This window comes from Actinoplanes sp. NPDC051405 (assembly GCF_055586185.1).
This window is the reverse complement of record NZ_JBVJIR010000008.1, coordinates 140,387-154,408: the sequence shown is the minus strand read 5'-3', so window position 1 is coordinate 154,408 and position 14,022 is coordinate 140,387. Positions and strand designations below refer to the sequence as shown.

Below are 14,022 nucleotides of genomic sequence, written 5' to 3'. Positions count from 1 at the left end.
GTGCATGGCCGACGTCGCGCAACTCTCCACCAGCCTCCGGCGCGGGACGCTCGAGTTCTGCGTGCTCGCCATGGTCGAGCACGAGGACCGCTACGGCACGGAGATCGTCCGGCGCTTCGGTGAGGAACGGAACCTCGCCGCCTCCGAGGGCACGATCTATCCGCTGCTGTCCCGCTTGCGCCGGGTGGGTTGGCTGGACAGCAAGTGGAGCGAGTCGCCGACCGGACCGCCGCGGCGCTACTACGCGCTCACCGACAGCGGGCGGTCGGCACTCGAGCACTTCCGCTCGGAGTGGGTTTCCTTTCGACAGACCGTCGACCGTCTCGTAGGGACCGGTGGGGCATGAGCGACAAGACCAACGACGCCGTGGCGGAGTATCTGCACGAGCTGGAGCTGCGGCTCACCGGCCTGCCGGTGCTCCAGCGCCGCGAACTGCTCGCGGAGATCGCGGCGCACATCAGCAACGAGCGCGTGGAACGGGGCGTGACCTCCGAGGGCGAGCTCCTGGAGCTGCTGGAACGGCTGGGCAGCCCGGAGGTCGTCGCGGCCGCGGCGTACGAGGAGGCCGGCATGGCCGAGCCGGTGCTCTCGTACGCGGGAGCGACCAGCGCGGCGCGACGGCCGCTGCCGGCTGTCCCGCCGCCGCCGGACTCGCCGCCGCCCGCCTACGCCGGCCCGTTCCCGCCCGACCCCGGCTTCGCCCGTGCTTCCTATGCGCCGCCGCCGGTGGCCGGACCGCCGTTCGCGCCGCCGCCCCCGACCCGCAAGCCCGGGGACAACAGCGGGCTACGGGTGGTGATCGGGGTCGCGATCGCCGTCGTCGTCTTCGTCCTGCTCGGCTGCATGGCCGGGGCCTTCCTGCTGACCCGGAGCGCGTCCGTCGACGGCCCCGCGGTGAGCGTGGTGCCGGGCACCGAGGCCCCGCTGGAGCCCGATGCGCCGGAGGCCGTCCCGGTGCCGCCGACCGTCGAGTGACCGGTCAGTCGACCTGCGGCAACGGCGGGCCGAGCACGTCGTCGGCGTCCACGATCGTGTACGCGTAGCCCTGCTCGGCCAGGAAGCGCTGGCGGTGCGCGGCGTACTCCGTGTCGATCGTGTCGCGGGACACCACCGTGTAGAAGTGCGCCTGGCGGCCGTCGGCCTTCGGGCGCAGCACCCGGCCGAGGCGCTGGGCCTCCTCCTGCCGGGAGCCGAACGTGCCGGAGACCTGGATCGCCACGGCCGCCTCGGGCAGGTCGATGCTGAAGTTGCCGACCTTGGAGATCACCAGCGTCTTCAGCGAGCCCGAGCGGAACTCGTCGAACAGCCGCTCGCGTTCCTTGTTGGTCGTCGAGCCCTGCACGATCGGGGCGTCGAGGTATTCGCCGAGCTGATGCAGCTGGTCGATGTAGCCGCCGATCACCAGCACCTGCTCGTTCGGGTGCTTCTCGACCAGCGCGCGGACCACCGGGAGCTTGGTGCGGGCGGTCGCCGCCACCCGGTAGCGCTCCTCGGCCTCGGTCACCGCGTACGTCATGCGCTCGGCGTCGGTGAGCGTGACCCGGACCTCGGTGCACTCGGCCGGGGCGATCCAGCCCTGCGCCTCGATGTCCTTCCAGGGCGCGTCGTAGCGCTTCGGGCCGATCAGCGAGAACACGTCGCCCTCGCGGCCGTCCTCGCGGACCAGCGTCGCGGTCAGGCCCAGCCGGCGGCGGGCCTGCAGGTCGGCGGTGAAGCGGAAGATCGGCGCCGGCAGCAGGTGCACCTCGTCGTAGATGACCAGGCCCCAGTCGCGGGCGCCGAACAGGTCGAGGTGGGTGAACGCGCCGCCGCGCCGCGAGGTGAGCACCTGGTACGTCGCGATGGTGACCGGGCGGATCTCCTTGCGCTCGCCGCTGTACTCGCCGATCTCGTCCTCGGTCAGCGACGTACGGGCGACCAGCTCACGCTTCCACTGCCGGCCGGCGACCGTGTTGGTCACCAGGATCAGCGTGGTCGCCTTGGCGGTGGCCATCGCGGCCGCCCCGACCAGCGTCTTGCCGGCGCCACAGGGCAGCACGACCACGCCGGAGCCGCCGGCCCAGAAGCCGTCCACCGCCTCCTGCTGGTACGACCGCAGCGTCCAGCCGTCCTGGGCCAGGTCGATCTCGTGCGCCTCGCCGTCCACGTAACCGGCCAGGTCCTCGGCCGGCCACCCCAGCTTGAGCAGCGCCTGCTTGAGCCGGCCCCGTTCCGAGGCGTGCACCGCGATGGTCTCGTCGTCGAGCCGCGCGCCGAGCATGCCGGCCAGCTTTTTGCTCTTGGCCACCTCGACCAGCACGATCTTGTCCAGCCCGCGCAGGACCAGCCCGTGCGACGGGTCGTTGATCAGCTGGAGCCGGCCGTAGCGGTCCATCGTGTCGGCGACGTCGACCAGCAGCGCGTGCGGCACCGGGTAGCGGGAGAACTTGATCAGGGAGTCGACCACGCTCTCCGCGTCGTGCCCGGCGGCGCGCGCGTTCCACAGGCCCAGCGGCGTCAGCCGGTAGGTGTGCACGTGCTCGGGGGAGCGCTCCAGCTCCGCGAACGGGGCGATCGCCATCCGGCACGCCTGCGCGTCCGGGTGGTCGACCTCCAGCAGCAGAGTCTTGTCGGACTGGACGATCAATGGTCCGCCGGTCACCAGGTGCCCTTCGACGAGCGAGAGAAGACCCTCCAGTGTGACACGGTCCGCCTGGTACTGGTCCTTCCTGGGTTTTCCGCTGCGGGTCGGCTCAGCCCAGCGAAGAAGGTTGATCCCATGTGCAACGCTTCGGTCAGGCCGGGCGTTTAAGCAAGAAGCACCATCGGACGGCGGGCGGGTCGCGCGCGAGCAGGGCAACGGGGGCGCGCGGTCCCGGCCGTCAGTCCTCCACGACCGCGGCCGTGATCCGGTGCAGTGCGAAGGTGTGCAACGTCTCCGTCCGTTCGTCCTCGGCGCGCAGATAGCCGGCGCTCAGGGACACTGGCCGCACCAGCCGCGACAGTGTCGCGCCGTGCGAGTCCACGTAACCGACCCAGACGCGGGCTTTGTCGCGTACCGCTTGCTGCAGCACCGCCATCGCCTGCGTATGCGCCTGCACCGAGGTCAGCCCGGGCACCTGCTGGCCGTTCGCGGCCCGCACGGTGACCGGCGCGCGGCGGGCCGCGCGGGTCGCGACGTCTCCGCGCCGGATCTGCTCGACCACCCCGGCCAGCCGCGGGCCGGCCAGGATGGGTGGCCCGGTCTGCTCACCGAGCCGCGACGAGACCGGGGTACGGGTCACCGCGCGGCGCACCTTCGGCCGGGCCAGCACGGCGGACCCGGCGGCGTCCTCGGCGACCGGGGCGAAACCGGCGTCCCGCAACGCGCCCAGCAGCCGGGCGATCTGCACCGGGCTGCACAGCACCGTGGGAGCCAGCCGGCGCAGCGCCAGCGTGCCCAGCCGCTTGTCCGCCAGCACCTCGGCGATCAGCGCCTCGTCGTCGCTGCGGAGATAGGAACCGGCCGATCCCGCGCGCAGGCCACCGTGCTTGCGGGCGGAGTCGTCGATCAGATAGGTCATCGCCTGCGGCACCGGGGTCCGCGACCGGCGCTGGAAAAGCGCGTGCAGGTCACCGGCGCTGTAACCGACGTCCAGGGCGCGGCGCACACTCGCCGTGGTGACCCGGTATACGCTCGCGCCGCCGGCGGACTCAGGCTCGGCGACGACGTCGAGCTCGGCGGCCAGCTCCGGCTCGGGCGGCCCGGGCACCACGACCGACAGGTCGGCCTGGACCAGCACGTGATCGACGGGCGCGGGCAGCAGAGCGTCGAGCGTGCGGACGGTGTCGGAAGCGCCCGGCACCCGACCGCCACCCGGACCGGCACCCAGCGGATCGGTGTCGGCGGTCGGCGCATCCTCCTGCAACAGCCGCCCGTACGAGGTGAGCGCGCCCAGCCCGGTCACGCCGAGCGCGGCCGCCCCGGTCAGGGCGTCGCGGTGGGCCACTTCGCGGCCGCGGGCGCGGCGCGGAGCCTGCCAGGCCAGCAGCTCGAGCACCTCATCGGCCTTGGGTGCGGTGCCGGGGGCGAGCGTGGCCAGCGCGGCCAGCGCCTCCCGGCGGGCCTGCGGTGCGCCCGCCCGCTCGGCGTCCGGGGCCAGCGGGTTGATCGGCCGGTCCCGGTCGTCACGCTGCCCGATGAGACCGGGCTGCCGGGTCATCGCCAGCCACGAGTTCGCGAGCGCCTCCCAGCGCTGCGCGATGCTCAACGCCCGCCACAGGTCGTAACCGCCGGTGGGCAGGAAGATCTCGTCGACCAGCCCGGACGCCCGGCTGGCGCTGACGCCCCGGCCGGTGCCGGCCGCGTCCGCCTCGCCGAGCAGACCCGCCGCGTACGCCACCTCGATCAGCATCGCGGCCGAGGGCTCGTCCAGATTCGCGGAACGGGCCAGCCGCTTCAGGTCGCGGACGCCCAGCCCGCCGGTCTTGAGCACGGCGGCGGGCTCGGCCGACAGCGACTCCAGCAGGGTCTCGACGTGCCGGACCGCCTCCATGGCCTGCCCGGCCCCGGCGGAATCGACCGCCTTGGGCTCGCGTACCGGACCCTCGGGCGTCGGCGGCAGCGGCCGCAGCGGGCCCAGCGGCCCCGAGTCACGACGCAGCAGCAGACCCACCTCGCGGGGTAGCTCGACCAGCTCACCGTCGGCCCGCGGCGCCCGGCCGGCCTCCGAGACCGGCACGAGGATGTGCTGGTCGATCAGCCACTGCACCGGCTCGGCGACCGAGCCGCCCGAGCTCAGCGCGCCGACCGGCGGCCCGGCCGCGAGCCGGTCGAGCACCGCCCGAGCGCCCGGCGGCGCGGCCAGCACGGCCCGGCGCAGCTTCGCGCGGTCCGCGCACAGGACCGCCGCCTGCGGGTCCAGATAGTCGGCGGGACGGCCCAGACCAGCGGGGTACGGCAAAGTGACCTCATCGACCGCACCGACGATCTGCAGCGCGTCCTCGGGGCCGTGCAGCAGGAACCGGGCGCGGAGCCGGTCGATCGCCACCCGTACGTCCTCCGGGGCGACCGTGGCCGCGGCCAGCTCGACGATGGCCGCCACCGAGGTCAGCGCGGTCTCCTCGGCCCGGCTGAGCCGCGCGGCGTCGAGCACGGCGAGGGTGAACTCGTCCAGCGCGTCGAGGCAGCGGGCCACCGAACCCCGGGACTGGGCGCGGACGGCCAGCGCGGAGACGTCGGACGGCACGGGCACGACGAGATCCGGGCGCAGCTGGATCAGCGCGCCCAGGGCGTCATCGGTGAGCGACCGGAGCTGGTCGGCGAATGCGGTGGCCATCGTTCTCAACGCTAGCCGCCATGGGAGCATGGTGAAGGGTCCGGGGCTTGGCCGGACCCGGTGAGATACCAAGGGGAGTAACTGTGGGGGCAGACAACAAGATGCCGGGCACGTCGGTCGCGGAGGGTCACGCCACCCAGAAGCCGGGCCGGGAGTCCAGCATCAAGGAGGGGCACCTGCCCGTCTCCGAGCTGATCGCCGACCGTCCGGCCGCGCCGTCGCCGTTCGGTGACGACCAGGAGTTCCCGCTGCCGGTGGACCAGCTGACGTACACCCCCACCACCACGCCGTGACCCCGGCGGTCGGGTTCGACCTGGACATGACCCTGATCGACTCCCGGCCGGGGATCCGCGAGGCCTACCGGGCCCTGACGGCCAAGACCGGCGTGTGGGTCGACGCCGACCTGGCCGTCAGCCGGCTGGGCCCGCCGCTGCGCACCGAGATGAGTCAGTGGTTCCCGCCCGCGGAGGTCGAGGAAGCGGTCACCACGTACCGGGCCCTGTACCCGGACTACGCGATCACGCCGACGGTCCCGACCCCGGGAGCCGTCGACGCGCTGGCCGCCGTACGCGATCAAGGTTTTCGTGTGGTGGTTGTCACGTCCAAGCTCGGCCGGCTCGCCGCCCTGCACCTGGCGCACCTGGACCTGGAAGCCGACGAACTGGCCGGCGACCTGTTCGCCGAGGGCAAAGCGGCGGCTCTGATCGCCCACGGCGTCAAGTGGTACGTGGGTGACCACGTCGGAGACATGGTGGCGGCCCGGACAGCCGGAATCCCGGGCATCGGAGTGGCCACCGGCCCATGCAGCGCGGACGAGCTCAAGAAGGCCGGCGCGGCACACGTGCTGTCCGACTTGACCACCTTCCCGGCGCTGCTGCGAAAGATAACGGTTGGGCCCGGCACAGGCGCTGGATAACCTTGCCGTGAGCAATCGAGTCCAATGAGTGAAGTCGAGGTCAGCGGTGCCCACGGGTCGAGTGAAGTGGTACGACGCGGCGAAGGGTTTCGGGTTCGTCACCAGTGACGAGGGCGGGGACGTGTTCCTGCCCAAGGGCGCCCTGCCCACCGGGACCGCGGACCTGAAAGCGGGTCAGCGGCTGGAATTCGGGGTGGTGGACAGCCGCAAGGGCGCGCAGGCGATGGGCGTCAAGGTGCTGGACGCGCCACCGTCGATGGCCCAGCTGCGCCGCCGGCCCGCCGACGAGCTGCACGGCATGGTCGAAGACATGATCAAGGTGATCGAGGCGAAGATCCAGCCTGATCTGCGGCGGGGGAAGTACCCGGACAAGCGGACGGCTGAGAAGGTCGCGCAGCTTGTGCATGCGGTGGCTCGGGAGCTGGAGATCTAGAGTTTTGGCGAGCGTTTGCCGGGCCGGGCTTTTGCTCGGTCCGGCTTTTGCTTGTGCCTATCCGGCCAGCGGCTTGACCGCCGGGGTGATGCCCGCCGCCGCCGCCCGTCCGAGCAGCGCGTCAGCCGCGGCGAACCCCTCCTGCCCCAGGTCGAGCGTGAACTCGTTGACGTAAAGCCCGATGTGCTGCCGCACGACCTCCGGCTCCATCTCCTGCGCATTGCTCAGCACGAACTCACGGCTCGCATCGGGATTGGCCCAGGCCATGCTGACCGACTTGCGAATCCACTCCGCCGCCTCGGCCGGATCCACGGCACCCTTGCGGGCCAGGATCGCCCCCAGCGGAATCGGCAGGCCGGTGTCGCCCTCCCACCACTCGCCGAGGTCGACCAGCGCGGTCAGCCCGTGCCGCGGGTAGGTGAAACGCGCCTCGTGGATCACCAGGCCGGCGTCGAACCGGCCCTCGGCGACCCCGGGCATGATCTGGTGGAACGGGACGACCTCGATGCGCGCGGGTGGGTGCTTCTCCGACCAGAGGCGGAACAACAGGTACGCCGTGGTGCGGTCACCGGGCACAGCGACCGTCGCGCCGGACAGGTCGCCGTCGGCGAACCGGCCGTCGCCGCGGGTCAGCACCAGCGGGCCACAACCCCGGCCCAGCGCACCGCCGCAGGGCAGCAGGTCGTAGTCGTCGAGCAGCCACGGCAGCGCCGCGAAACTGACCTTGACCAGGTCGAACGCGCCGCGCTCGGCTGCGGTGTTCGTGACGTCCACGTCGGCGAAGGTCAACTCCACCGGCTCGGCGCCGGGGATCAGACCGTGCACGAGCGCATGGAAGACGAACGTGTCGTTGGGACAGGGCGAAACCGCCAGAGAAAGCGCCACGCCCTCACGGTAACGACGCCGGACCCCCGACACCCGCAACGAACGGTGTCTGCATTGCCACACGTAGTTTCGCCCACACCACCGTGCCCCGGCCGTTATCCACAGAGTTATCCACAGGCTGCGGCGGCGGCCTCGGTGAGCGCGGAGATTGCTTCCCGGAGGCGCCAGGCAGCCCGATCTCGCGGGCCGATGGGATTGGAGATGGTGCGTAGCTCGATGAACGGGACACCGGCGAGCTGCGCGGCGCAGGCGACGCCGTAACCCTCCATGGCCTCGGCCACAGCCAGCGGGTGGCGGGCCTGCAAGGTGGCGGCGGTCTGGTTGGTGCCGGTCACGGTGGCGAGGGTGAGGATGTCGCCGACGATGGCGGTCGGCAGGGCGGCGGTCAGGGCCTTGAGCAGGGCCGGGTCGGCTTCGAGGAGGTTGCTGCCGAAGCCGAGCTGATCAACCGGGAGGAAGCCGTCCGGAGATTCCGCACCCAGATCGGCGGCGATCGTCCGGGCACCGAGGACAGTCGCTCCCACGGCGGCGCGGCCGGGGAAGCCACCGGCGATGCCGGCGCTGATGACGGCACGGTACGGGTTGCCGGCGGCCTCGGCCAGGGTGAGCAGGCGGGCTGTGCCGGCGGCAGCGGCGGCCGGACCGACGCCGACGGGGGCGACGACGACCGTGTCGGGGTCGGTGCCGGATGCCTGGACGCCGGCTTGGACCGCTACGGCCTCCGCTTCCACTGCGCTGACGATGAGTAAGCGACCCGGCAACGCGGGCTGGCTTGGCAACGCGGGCTGGCCAGGCTGGCTTGGCTCGGCGGGCTGGCTCAGCTCGGCGGGCTGGGCTATCTGGCCGGGCTGGGCGGGTTGGCTTGGCTGGCTGGGTTGGGCGGGTCGGCCTCGCTGGCCGGGCTGGGCGGGCCGGCTTGGCGGGGCCGGTTGGTCTGGCGTCACGGGTTGGGCTCGTCGCGGGAGCCGTTGCCGTTCGTGGCCGATGAGGGCCGGTAGATGTGGAAGCCGGGCGGTGCCAGGTCGTCCTTGGGCTCGTCCGGGCCGCCTTCCTCGCCGACCCGCTTGCCGCGGCGGGACCCGGCTCCGAGAGCGGATCCGGTCTTGTCCGCAGAACCCGGTCGGCTCGGCACAGCCGGGCCTGCGTCCGTCCCCGCCCCCGCCCCGGACGGCGAAGAGGGCGAGGAGGGCGCGACCGTTGACGCCTTCCCAGACCTGGATCGCGAGAAGAGGCGACGCTTGGCCGGGCCTGCTTCCGCCTTTCCGTCGCCGGACTGGCCACCCGCCGTTCGCTGGGACGTGGATCGGCCGGATGCCGCCTCAGCCGACGATTCCGCGGGCGTCGCCGACGCGGCGGAACCCGGGGTCGTCGACGCGGCGGAACCCGGGGTCGTCGACGCGGCGGAACCCGGGGTCGTCGACGCGGCGGAACCCGGGGTCGTCGACGCGGCGGAACCCGAGGTCGCCGACGCGGCCGAACCCGAGGTCGCCGACGCGGCCGAACCCGAGGTCGCCGACGCGGCGGAACCCGAGGCCGTCGACGCGGCCGAACCCGGGGCTGCCGGAGCAGTGGAACCCTGGCCAGAAGCCGGTCGGCCCCGCGCCCCCGAGCCTCCCGCCGTCCGGCCTGTTGAAGCCCCAGCCGGAGCCGGCGACGTCGGAATCACCTCAGCCGCCGAACCGCCCCCAACCTCCGGCTCCTCCATCGCCACATCCGGCCGTCCGTGCAGCCGCTCCTTGTGCAGGCGCCCGGCCACGATCGTCCCGCGTACCGCTGCCGCCACCGCGAAGGCCGCCATGACCGACACGCCCAGCCTGCCGTTCAGCGGGATGATGCCGACCGCGCCGCCCACCACCCAGGCGATCATCAGCACGGTCTCCGAGTGGGCGAACGCGCTCGCCCGCAGCCGTTCCGGGACGCGTTCCTGGATGCTGGCGTCGACCGTCAGTTTCGAGATGCCGCTGAAGATCGAGGCCACCAGGGACAGCAGCGCCACCATCGGGAGTGTGAAGAAGATCGCTGTGAGCACGGCCACCCCGGCCGTGATGGTCAGTCCACTCGACTGCAGGGCCGTTGGCCGGCGGATGCGCAGCCGGGTGCCGACCGCTGTCGCCAGGAACGTGCCGACCGCCAGTGAGCCGCCGACCAGGGCTACCGCGCCTTGGCTGCCGATGTCGCGGCCGAAGAACGTGGTGCCCAGGGAGCCTGCTTTGACCGCGAAGGCGAAGTAGAGCAGCAGGAAGCCGTACAGGCATCTGAAGCTTGCGCTGCCGATCAGGGTGGCGACCACCAGCTTGCCCGACAGCGGGCGGTCCTCGCCGCGGCGCAGCCGCAGCATCGTGCGGAACGGCCGGGGCACCGCCTCCGGCGGGTCGGAGTCGGCGCGGGGCGGCAGGCGCAGGGAGATCACCACGCCGACCAGGAAGATCAGGAACGCGACCCGCAGCGGCCACTGCGGACCGAACCAGAACGCGGCCAGCCCGATCGGTGCGACCACAGCCCCGGCGAAGGTGCCGTAGACACTCGCGCGGGCGCCCACCTGAGACAGACCGATGTCCTTGGGCAGGAGCCGGGGCACGGCGGCGGAGCGGGCCACCCCGTACGCGCGGGACAGCGCCAGCACGCCGAACGCCGCCGGGTACAGGCCCCAGCCCAGCAGGTTGTCCGAGATCACGTAGGCCAGGAACGCCCGGCCCAGCATCGTCACCGCCAGGGCGTACCGGCGGCCGTGCCGGAAGTGGTCCAGCAGCGGGCCCACCACCGGGGCCAGCAGGGCGAACGGCACCATCGTGATCAGCAGATAGAGCGCGACCTTGCTGCGGGCCTCGCCCAGCGGCACGTTGAAGAAGATCGTGCCGGCCAGGCCGATCGCGATGAGCGTGTCGCCCGCGCAGGAGACGGCGTGCAGGTCGAAGAGCCGGACCATGCCGACCTCGTTGGCCGCGCCGCGGGCCCGGGCGTCGCCGACCCGGCGGGTGGCCCAGGCGCTGCCGCGCAGGGATCCCCGCACCAGCATCCGCAGGGCCTTGACGCCGGTGCCGACGGTGCGTCCGATGGTGGGAAGCAGCGGCATCGCCCCATCCTGTCGCATCGAGGCGACTTCCGTCCCCTCCCGGACGCGGAGATCTGGGGGAGTCGCTGCGCCGGCCGTCCACGAGTAGGGGACAATGGAGACGTGACGACCAGGACCTCAGTGCGTGCTGCCCGACTCGACCAGGTCTGTGCCGATGCTGTCGGGGTTGCGCGGGGTGCCATCACCGAAGTGGAGCCGAGTGACATCGGTGACCATCTCGAGGCGGTGGCCGAGGGCGACCGGGTCGTGACCCACTTCTTCGAGAGCCACCTGGCCGGTTACAAGGGCTGGCGCTGGGCCGTCACCGTGACCCGGGTGCCGCGCTCGCGGCACGTCACCGTCTGCGAGACCGTGCTGCTGCCCGGCCCCGAGGCGATGCTCGCCCCGGCCTGGGTGCCGTGGAACGAGCGGGTGCAGGCCGGCGACCTGGGCGTCGGCGACCTCATGCCGACCTCGCCGGACGACGACCGGCTCGCCCCCGGGTACGTGCTCAGCGACGACCCGGCTGTCGAGGAGGTGTCCTGGGAGCTCGGCCTGGGCCGCTCCCGCGTGATGTCCCGCGAGGGCCGGATCGAGACCGCTCAGCGCTGGTACGACGGCGACGCCGGCCCCGAGGCACCCATCTCCACCGCCGCCCCGCGCAACGCCCGCTGCGGCACCTGCGGCTTCTACCTGCCGCTGGCCGGTTCCCTGCGGCGCATGTTCGGCGTGTGCGGCAACCTGTACGCGCCCGACGACGCCAAGGCGGTCAGTGCTGACCATGGCTGTGGCGCCCACTCCGAGGCGCTGCTCGGCGCGACGGAGCAGCCGGTCGAGGAGCTGCCGACCGTCTACGACGACAGCGAGGTCGAGGCGGTCGCGGTCAGCCGCGCACCCGGCTCGGTCGAGGCCGGCGAGCCGGCAGAGCCCTACGGCCACAGCTAGGCCGGTCCTGTCCGGCCGTGACGGCCGGACCAACCTAAGCCGTTTCGGTCACCTTGAACTCAGGGTGTGACAGCGCCCGCCGGCGCTTGCGGTTGGCGTCGTGGCGCAGCATGGTCAGCAGGCCTGGGATGCCGCACAGCACGCCGGCCAGGCACGTCCACAGCCAGCTCTCCGGCGCGCCGGCCAGCAGCAGGATCACTCCCGCCACGGTGAAGGCGGCGATGCCGGCCAGGGCGAACGGGACCATCGGCGGATCCAGCGGCTCGGGGCGCGGCTTGGTGCCCGTCACCGCGTCGAGGCCGTGCGGGTGTTCGTGTGCGGGGGACAGGTCGGCCACGACCATCAGACTACGGCCGCGGAGATCCTTCGTGGGCCCTCGTGACAGTTGTAACAGTTCCTGACTTTTGCCGAGGTCAGCGTTCTGATTTGATGCGCCCATCGACCCCTGTAGGTCCTGTGGAGAGGCGCGAATGTCCACTGCTGCTGCCGAGACGGACGCTGGTTCGTCCGGGCGTACCCCGAAGAACGGTTTTGATCGGTTTTTTGAGATCTCGGCCCGCGGCTCGACCGTCGGCCGGGAGGTTCGCGGTGGTTTCGCCACCTTCTTCACGATGGCCTACATCGTGGTGCTCAACCCGCTGATCCTGGCGGCGGGCGTGGACGCGGTCGGCGGCAAGCTGCCCGTCGCGGCCCTGGCGGCCGGTACGGCACTGGTGGCCGGCGTGATGACGATCCTGATGGGCGTCGTGGCGCGTTTCCCGCTGGCCCTGGCGGCCGGCCTCGGCGTGAACGCCCTGGTGGCGTACGAGATCGCGCCCGAGATGACCTGGGCCGATGCGATGGGCCTGGTCTTCATCGAGGGTGTGATCATCGCCGTCCTGGTGCTGACCGGGCTGCGTACCGCGGTCTTCCGGGCCGTGCCCACTCAGCTGAAGACGGCCATCGGCGTCGGCATCGGTCTGTTCCTCATGATCATCGGCCTGGTCGACGCGGGCTTCGTGCGGCGCATCCCGGACGCCGCCGGCACCACCGTCCCGGTCGAGCTCGGCCTCGGCGGCAAGCTGGCGACCTGGCCGCTGTTCGTCTTCTGCATCGGCCTGCTGATCACGCTCGTGCTCTTCGTCCGCAAGGTCAAGGGCGCGATCCTGATCGGCATCCTGGTCACCACGGTGCTGGCGATCATCGTGGAGGCGATCGCCAAGGTCGGCCCGTCGTTCGTCGACGGCAAGCCCAACCCGAGCGGCTGGTCGCTGAACGTGCCCGCGCTGCCGGACAAGATCGTGGACACGCCTGATCTGTCGTTGCTGGGCCAGTTCAACGTCTTCGACTCGTGGGGCCGGGCCGGCTGGCTGGTCGTGCTGATGTTCATCTTCACTCTGCTGATCACCGACTTCTTCGACACCATGGGCACGATGGTCGCGGTCGGGCAGGAGGGTGGCCTGCTGGACGAGGAGGGCATGCCCCCGCGTACGAGGGAGATCCTGCTCGTCGACTCGGTCGCCGCGGCGGCCGGTGGCGCGGCCAGTGTGTCGAGCAACACCTCGTTCATCGAGAGCGCGTCCGGTGTCGCCGAGGGTGCCCGTACGGGCGTGGCCAACCTGGTCACCGGCGTGCTGTTCCTGCTGGCCATGTTCCTGGCCCCGCTGGTCACGGTGGTGCCGTTCGAGGCGGCGTCGACGGCGCTGGTGGTGGTCGGCTTCCTGATGATGATGGCGGTCCGGCAGATCGACTGGACGGACTACGAGATCGCCATCCCGGCGTTCCTGGCGATCACGCTGATGCCGTTCACGTACTCGATCTCCAACGGCATCGGCGCCGGGATCATCTCCTACGTCGTGATCAAGGTGGCGGTCGGCAAGGCCCGGGAGGTCCACCCCCTGCTGTACGGCGTCGCGGTGCTCTTCGTTCTGTACTTCCTGCGCGGTCCGCTCGAATCGGTGCTGCTCTGAGCTGGTGGTCACCGGGTGCGCTAGCGTGCCCGGTGACCACGGTCATAGCCGTTGGCATGTCGTTAGCCAAGCTCATTAGCTAAGCTAAGAAACGTGATGGAGCGGTCGGTGGCGGAGCGGGGTACAGCCGAGCAACTGGCCATTTCGCTGCGCGAAGCGATCATGCGGCTCAACCGGCGGTTGCGGCAGGCCCGCGCGGTCGGCGACCTCACGTTCAGCCAGCTCTCGGCGCTGACCAGCCTGCAGTTGGCCGGCGCGCTGACCCCACGGGAGCTGGCCGACGTCGAGCGGGTGCAGCCACCGACGATGACCAAGATCGTCGGCAAGCTGGAGGAGCGCGGACTGGTCGCGCGGACGCCACACCCGACCGACCGCCGCCAGGTGATCCTGGCGGCGACCGAGGAGGGCCGAGCGGTCTACGCCCAGTTCGAGAAGGCGCGCAACGAATGGCTGGCGCTGCAGCTGGCCGAGCTCACCGAGGACGAACGCGACACGCTCGAGCGGGCCGCGCAGATCCTGCGGCAGGTCGCCCGCAACTGAGCGAG

The 14,022-nt window shown here is 71.8% G+C and carries 13 protein-coding genes and 1 pseudogene; 8 read left to right on the top strand and 6 right to left on the bottom strand.

Annotation, left to right across the window (positions count from 1 at the left end):
• Positions 1-4 precede the first annotated feature (4 nt).
• Both ACZ6S4_RS19080 and ACZ6S4_RS19075 read left to right on the top strand, forming a co-directional pair.
• Positions 5-346: a PadR family transcriptional regulator gene (locus ACZ6S4_RS19080; protein WP_465476216.1), complete on the top strand. Its 342-nt coding sequence runs from the start codon at positions 5-7 to the stop codon at positions 344-346.
• Positions 343-975 carry an HAAS signaling domain-containing protein gene (locus ACZ6S4_RS19075; protein WP_465476215.1) on the top strand — a complete coding sequence of 211 codons (633 nt, stop codon included), beginning with the start codon at positions 343-345 and terminating at the stop codon, positions 973-975. Before ACZ6S4_RS19080 ends, ACZ6S4_RS19075 begins: the two co-directional genes overlap by 4 nt.
• Positions 976-979: 4 nt before the next feature.
• On the opposite strand, the gene ACZ6S4_RS19070 is transcribed toward ACZ6S4_RS19075, so the two are convergent.
• Positions 980-2,641, bottom strand: a complete 1,662-nt coding sequence (locus tag ACZ6S4_RS19070) for a DNA repair helicase XPB (RefSeq protein WP_360833679.1) — start codon at positions 2,639-2,641, stop codon at positions 980-982.
• Between the two features lie 220 nt (positions 2,642-2,861).
• A complete protein-coding gene (locus ACZ6S4_RS19065; protein WP_465476214.1) occupies positions 2,862-5,297 on the bottom strand; it encodes a helicase-associated domain-containing protein in 2,436 nt (811 codons plus the stop codon).
• Positions 5,298-5,380: 83 nt separating this feature from the next.
• Here ACZ6S4_RS19065 and ACZ6S4_RS19060 point away from each other — a divergent pair, with 83 nt between their 5' ends.
• Genes ACZ6S4_RS19060 through ACZ6S4_RS19050 form a run of 3 tightly spaced genes read left to right on the top strand, consistent with a single transcriptional unit; the run spans position 5,381 to position 6,646 of the window.
• Positions 5,381-5,590 (top strand): hypothetical protein, encoded by a 210-nt coding sequence (locus ACZ6S4_RS19060; protein ID WP_212991315.1) that lies wholly within the window; start codon positions 5,381-5,383, stop codon positions 5,588-5,590.
• The gene (locus ACZ6S4_RS19055; protein ID WP_465476213.1) at positions 5,587-6,213 is read left to right on the top strand and encodes an HAD family hydrolase; all 627 of its coding nucleotides are present in this window, start codon (positions 5,587-5,589) and stop codon (positions 6,211-6,213) included. The genes ACZ6S4_RS19060 and ACZ6S4_RS19055 overlap by 4 nt, the downstream gene beginning before the upstream one ends.
• A 46-nt stretch (positions 6,214-6,259) precedes the next feature.
• Positions 6,260-6,646 carry a cold-shock protein gene (locus tag ACZ6S4_RS19050; RefSeq protein WP_360551041.1) on the top strand — a complete coding sequence of 129 codons (387 nt, stop codon included), beginning with the start codon at positions 6,260-6,262 and terminating at the stop codon, positions 6,644-6,646.
• 57 nt (positions 6,647-6,703) lie between these two features.
• Here the strand turns inward: ACZ6S4_RS19050 and ACZ6S4_RS19045 are convergent, their stop codons facing one another.
• The 3 genes and pseudogenes from ACZ6S4_RS19045 to ACZ6S4_RS19035 all read right to left on the bottom strand — a co-directional run.
• Positions 6,704-7,531: a 1,4-dihydroxy-6-naphthoate synthase gene (locus ACZ6S4_RS19045; protein WP_465476212.1), complete on the bottom strand. Its 828-nt coding sequence runs from the start codon at positions 7,529-7,531 to the stop codon at positions 6,704-6,706.
• A 107-nt stretch (positions 7,532-7,638) separates the two neighbouring features.
• Positions 7,639-8,292 (bottom strand): futalosine hydrolase, encoded by a 654-nt coding sequence (locus ACZ6S4_RS19040; RefSeq protein WP_465476211.1) that lies wholly within the window; start codon positions 8,290-8,292, stop codon positions 7,639-7,641.
• A gap of 863 nt (positions 8,293-9,155) precedes the next feature.
• Positions 9,156-10,604: pseudogene (locus ACZ6S4_RS19035) on the bottom strand (MFS transporter); the annotation flags it as partial.
• 102 nt (positions 10,605-10,706) lie between these two features.
• Here ACZ6S4_RS19035 and ACZ6S4_RS19030 point away from each other — a divergent pair.
• Positions 10,707-11,528: a DUF3027 domain-containing protein gene (locus ACZ6S4_RS19030; RefSeq protein ID WP_465476210.1), complete on the top strand. Its 822-nt coding sequence runs from the start codon at positions 10,707-10,709 to the stop codon at positions 11,526-11,528.
• Between the two features lie 34 nt (positions 11,529-11,562).
• Here the strand turns inward: ACZ6S4_RS19030 and ACZ6S4_RS19025 are convergent, their stop codons facing one another.
• Positions 11,563-11,775, bottom strand: a complete 213-nt coding sequence (locus ACZ6S4_RS19025) for a DUF2530 domain-containing protein (RefSeq protein ID WP_360551945.1) — start codon at positions 11,773-11,775, stop codon at positions 11,563-11,565.
• 223 nt (positions 11,776-11,998) lie between these two features.
• Here ACZ6S4_RS19025 and ACZ6S4_RS19020 point away from each other — a divergent pair, with 223 nt between their 5' ends.
• Both ACZ6S4_RS19020 and ACZ6S4_RS19015 read left to right on the top strand, forming a co-directional pair.
• Positions 11,999-13,477 carry an NCS2 family permease gene (locus ACZ6S4_RS19020; protein ID WP_465476209.1) on the top strand — a complete coding sequence of 493 codons (1,479 nt, stop codon included), beginning with the start codon at positions 11,999-12,001 and terminating at the stop codon, positions 13,475-13,477.
• Positions 13,478-13,573: 96 nt separating this feature from the next.
• Positions 13,574-14,017: a MarR family winged helix-turn-helix transcriptional regulator gene (locus ACZ6S4_RS19015; protein WP_465476363.1), complete on the top strand. Its 444-nt coding sequence runs from the start codon at positions 13,574-13,576 to the stop codon at positions 14,015-14,017.
• Positions 14,018-14,022 lie beyond the last annotated feature (5 nt).

Excerpts from the sequence above, each read along its gene's own strand:
- ACZ6S4_RS19025 (WP_360551945.1), bottom strand. The coding sequence starts at position 11,775 with ATGGTCCCGTTCGCCCTGGCCGGCATCGCCGCCTTCACCGTGGCGGGA.
- ACZ6S4_RS19020 (WP_465476209.1), top strand. The coding sequence starts at position 11,999 with ATGTCCACTGCTGCTGCCGAGACGGACGCTGGTTCGTCCGGGCGTACC.
- ACZ6S4_RS19015 (WP_465476363.1), top strand. The coding sequence starts at position 13,574 with ATGGAGCGGTCGGTGGCGGAGCGGGGTACAGCCGAGCAACTGGCCATT.
- ACZ6S4_RS19065 (WP_465476214.1), bottom strand. The coding sequence starts at position 5,297 with ATGGCCACCGCATTCGCCGACCAGCTCCGGTCGCTCACCGATGACGCC.
- ACZ6S4_RS19080 (WP_465476216.1), top strand. The coding sequence starts at position 5 with ATGGCCGACGTCGCGCAACTCTCCACCAGCCTCCGGCGCGGGACGCTC.
- ACZ6S4_RS19075 (WP_465476215.1), top strand. The coding sequence starts at position 343 with ATGAGCGACAAGACCAACGACGCCGTGGCGGAGTATCTGCACGAGCTG.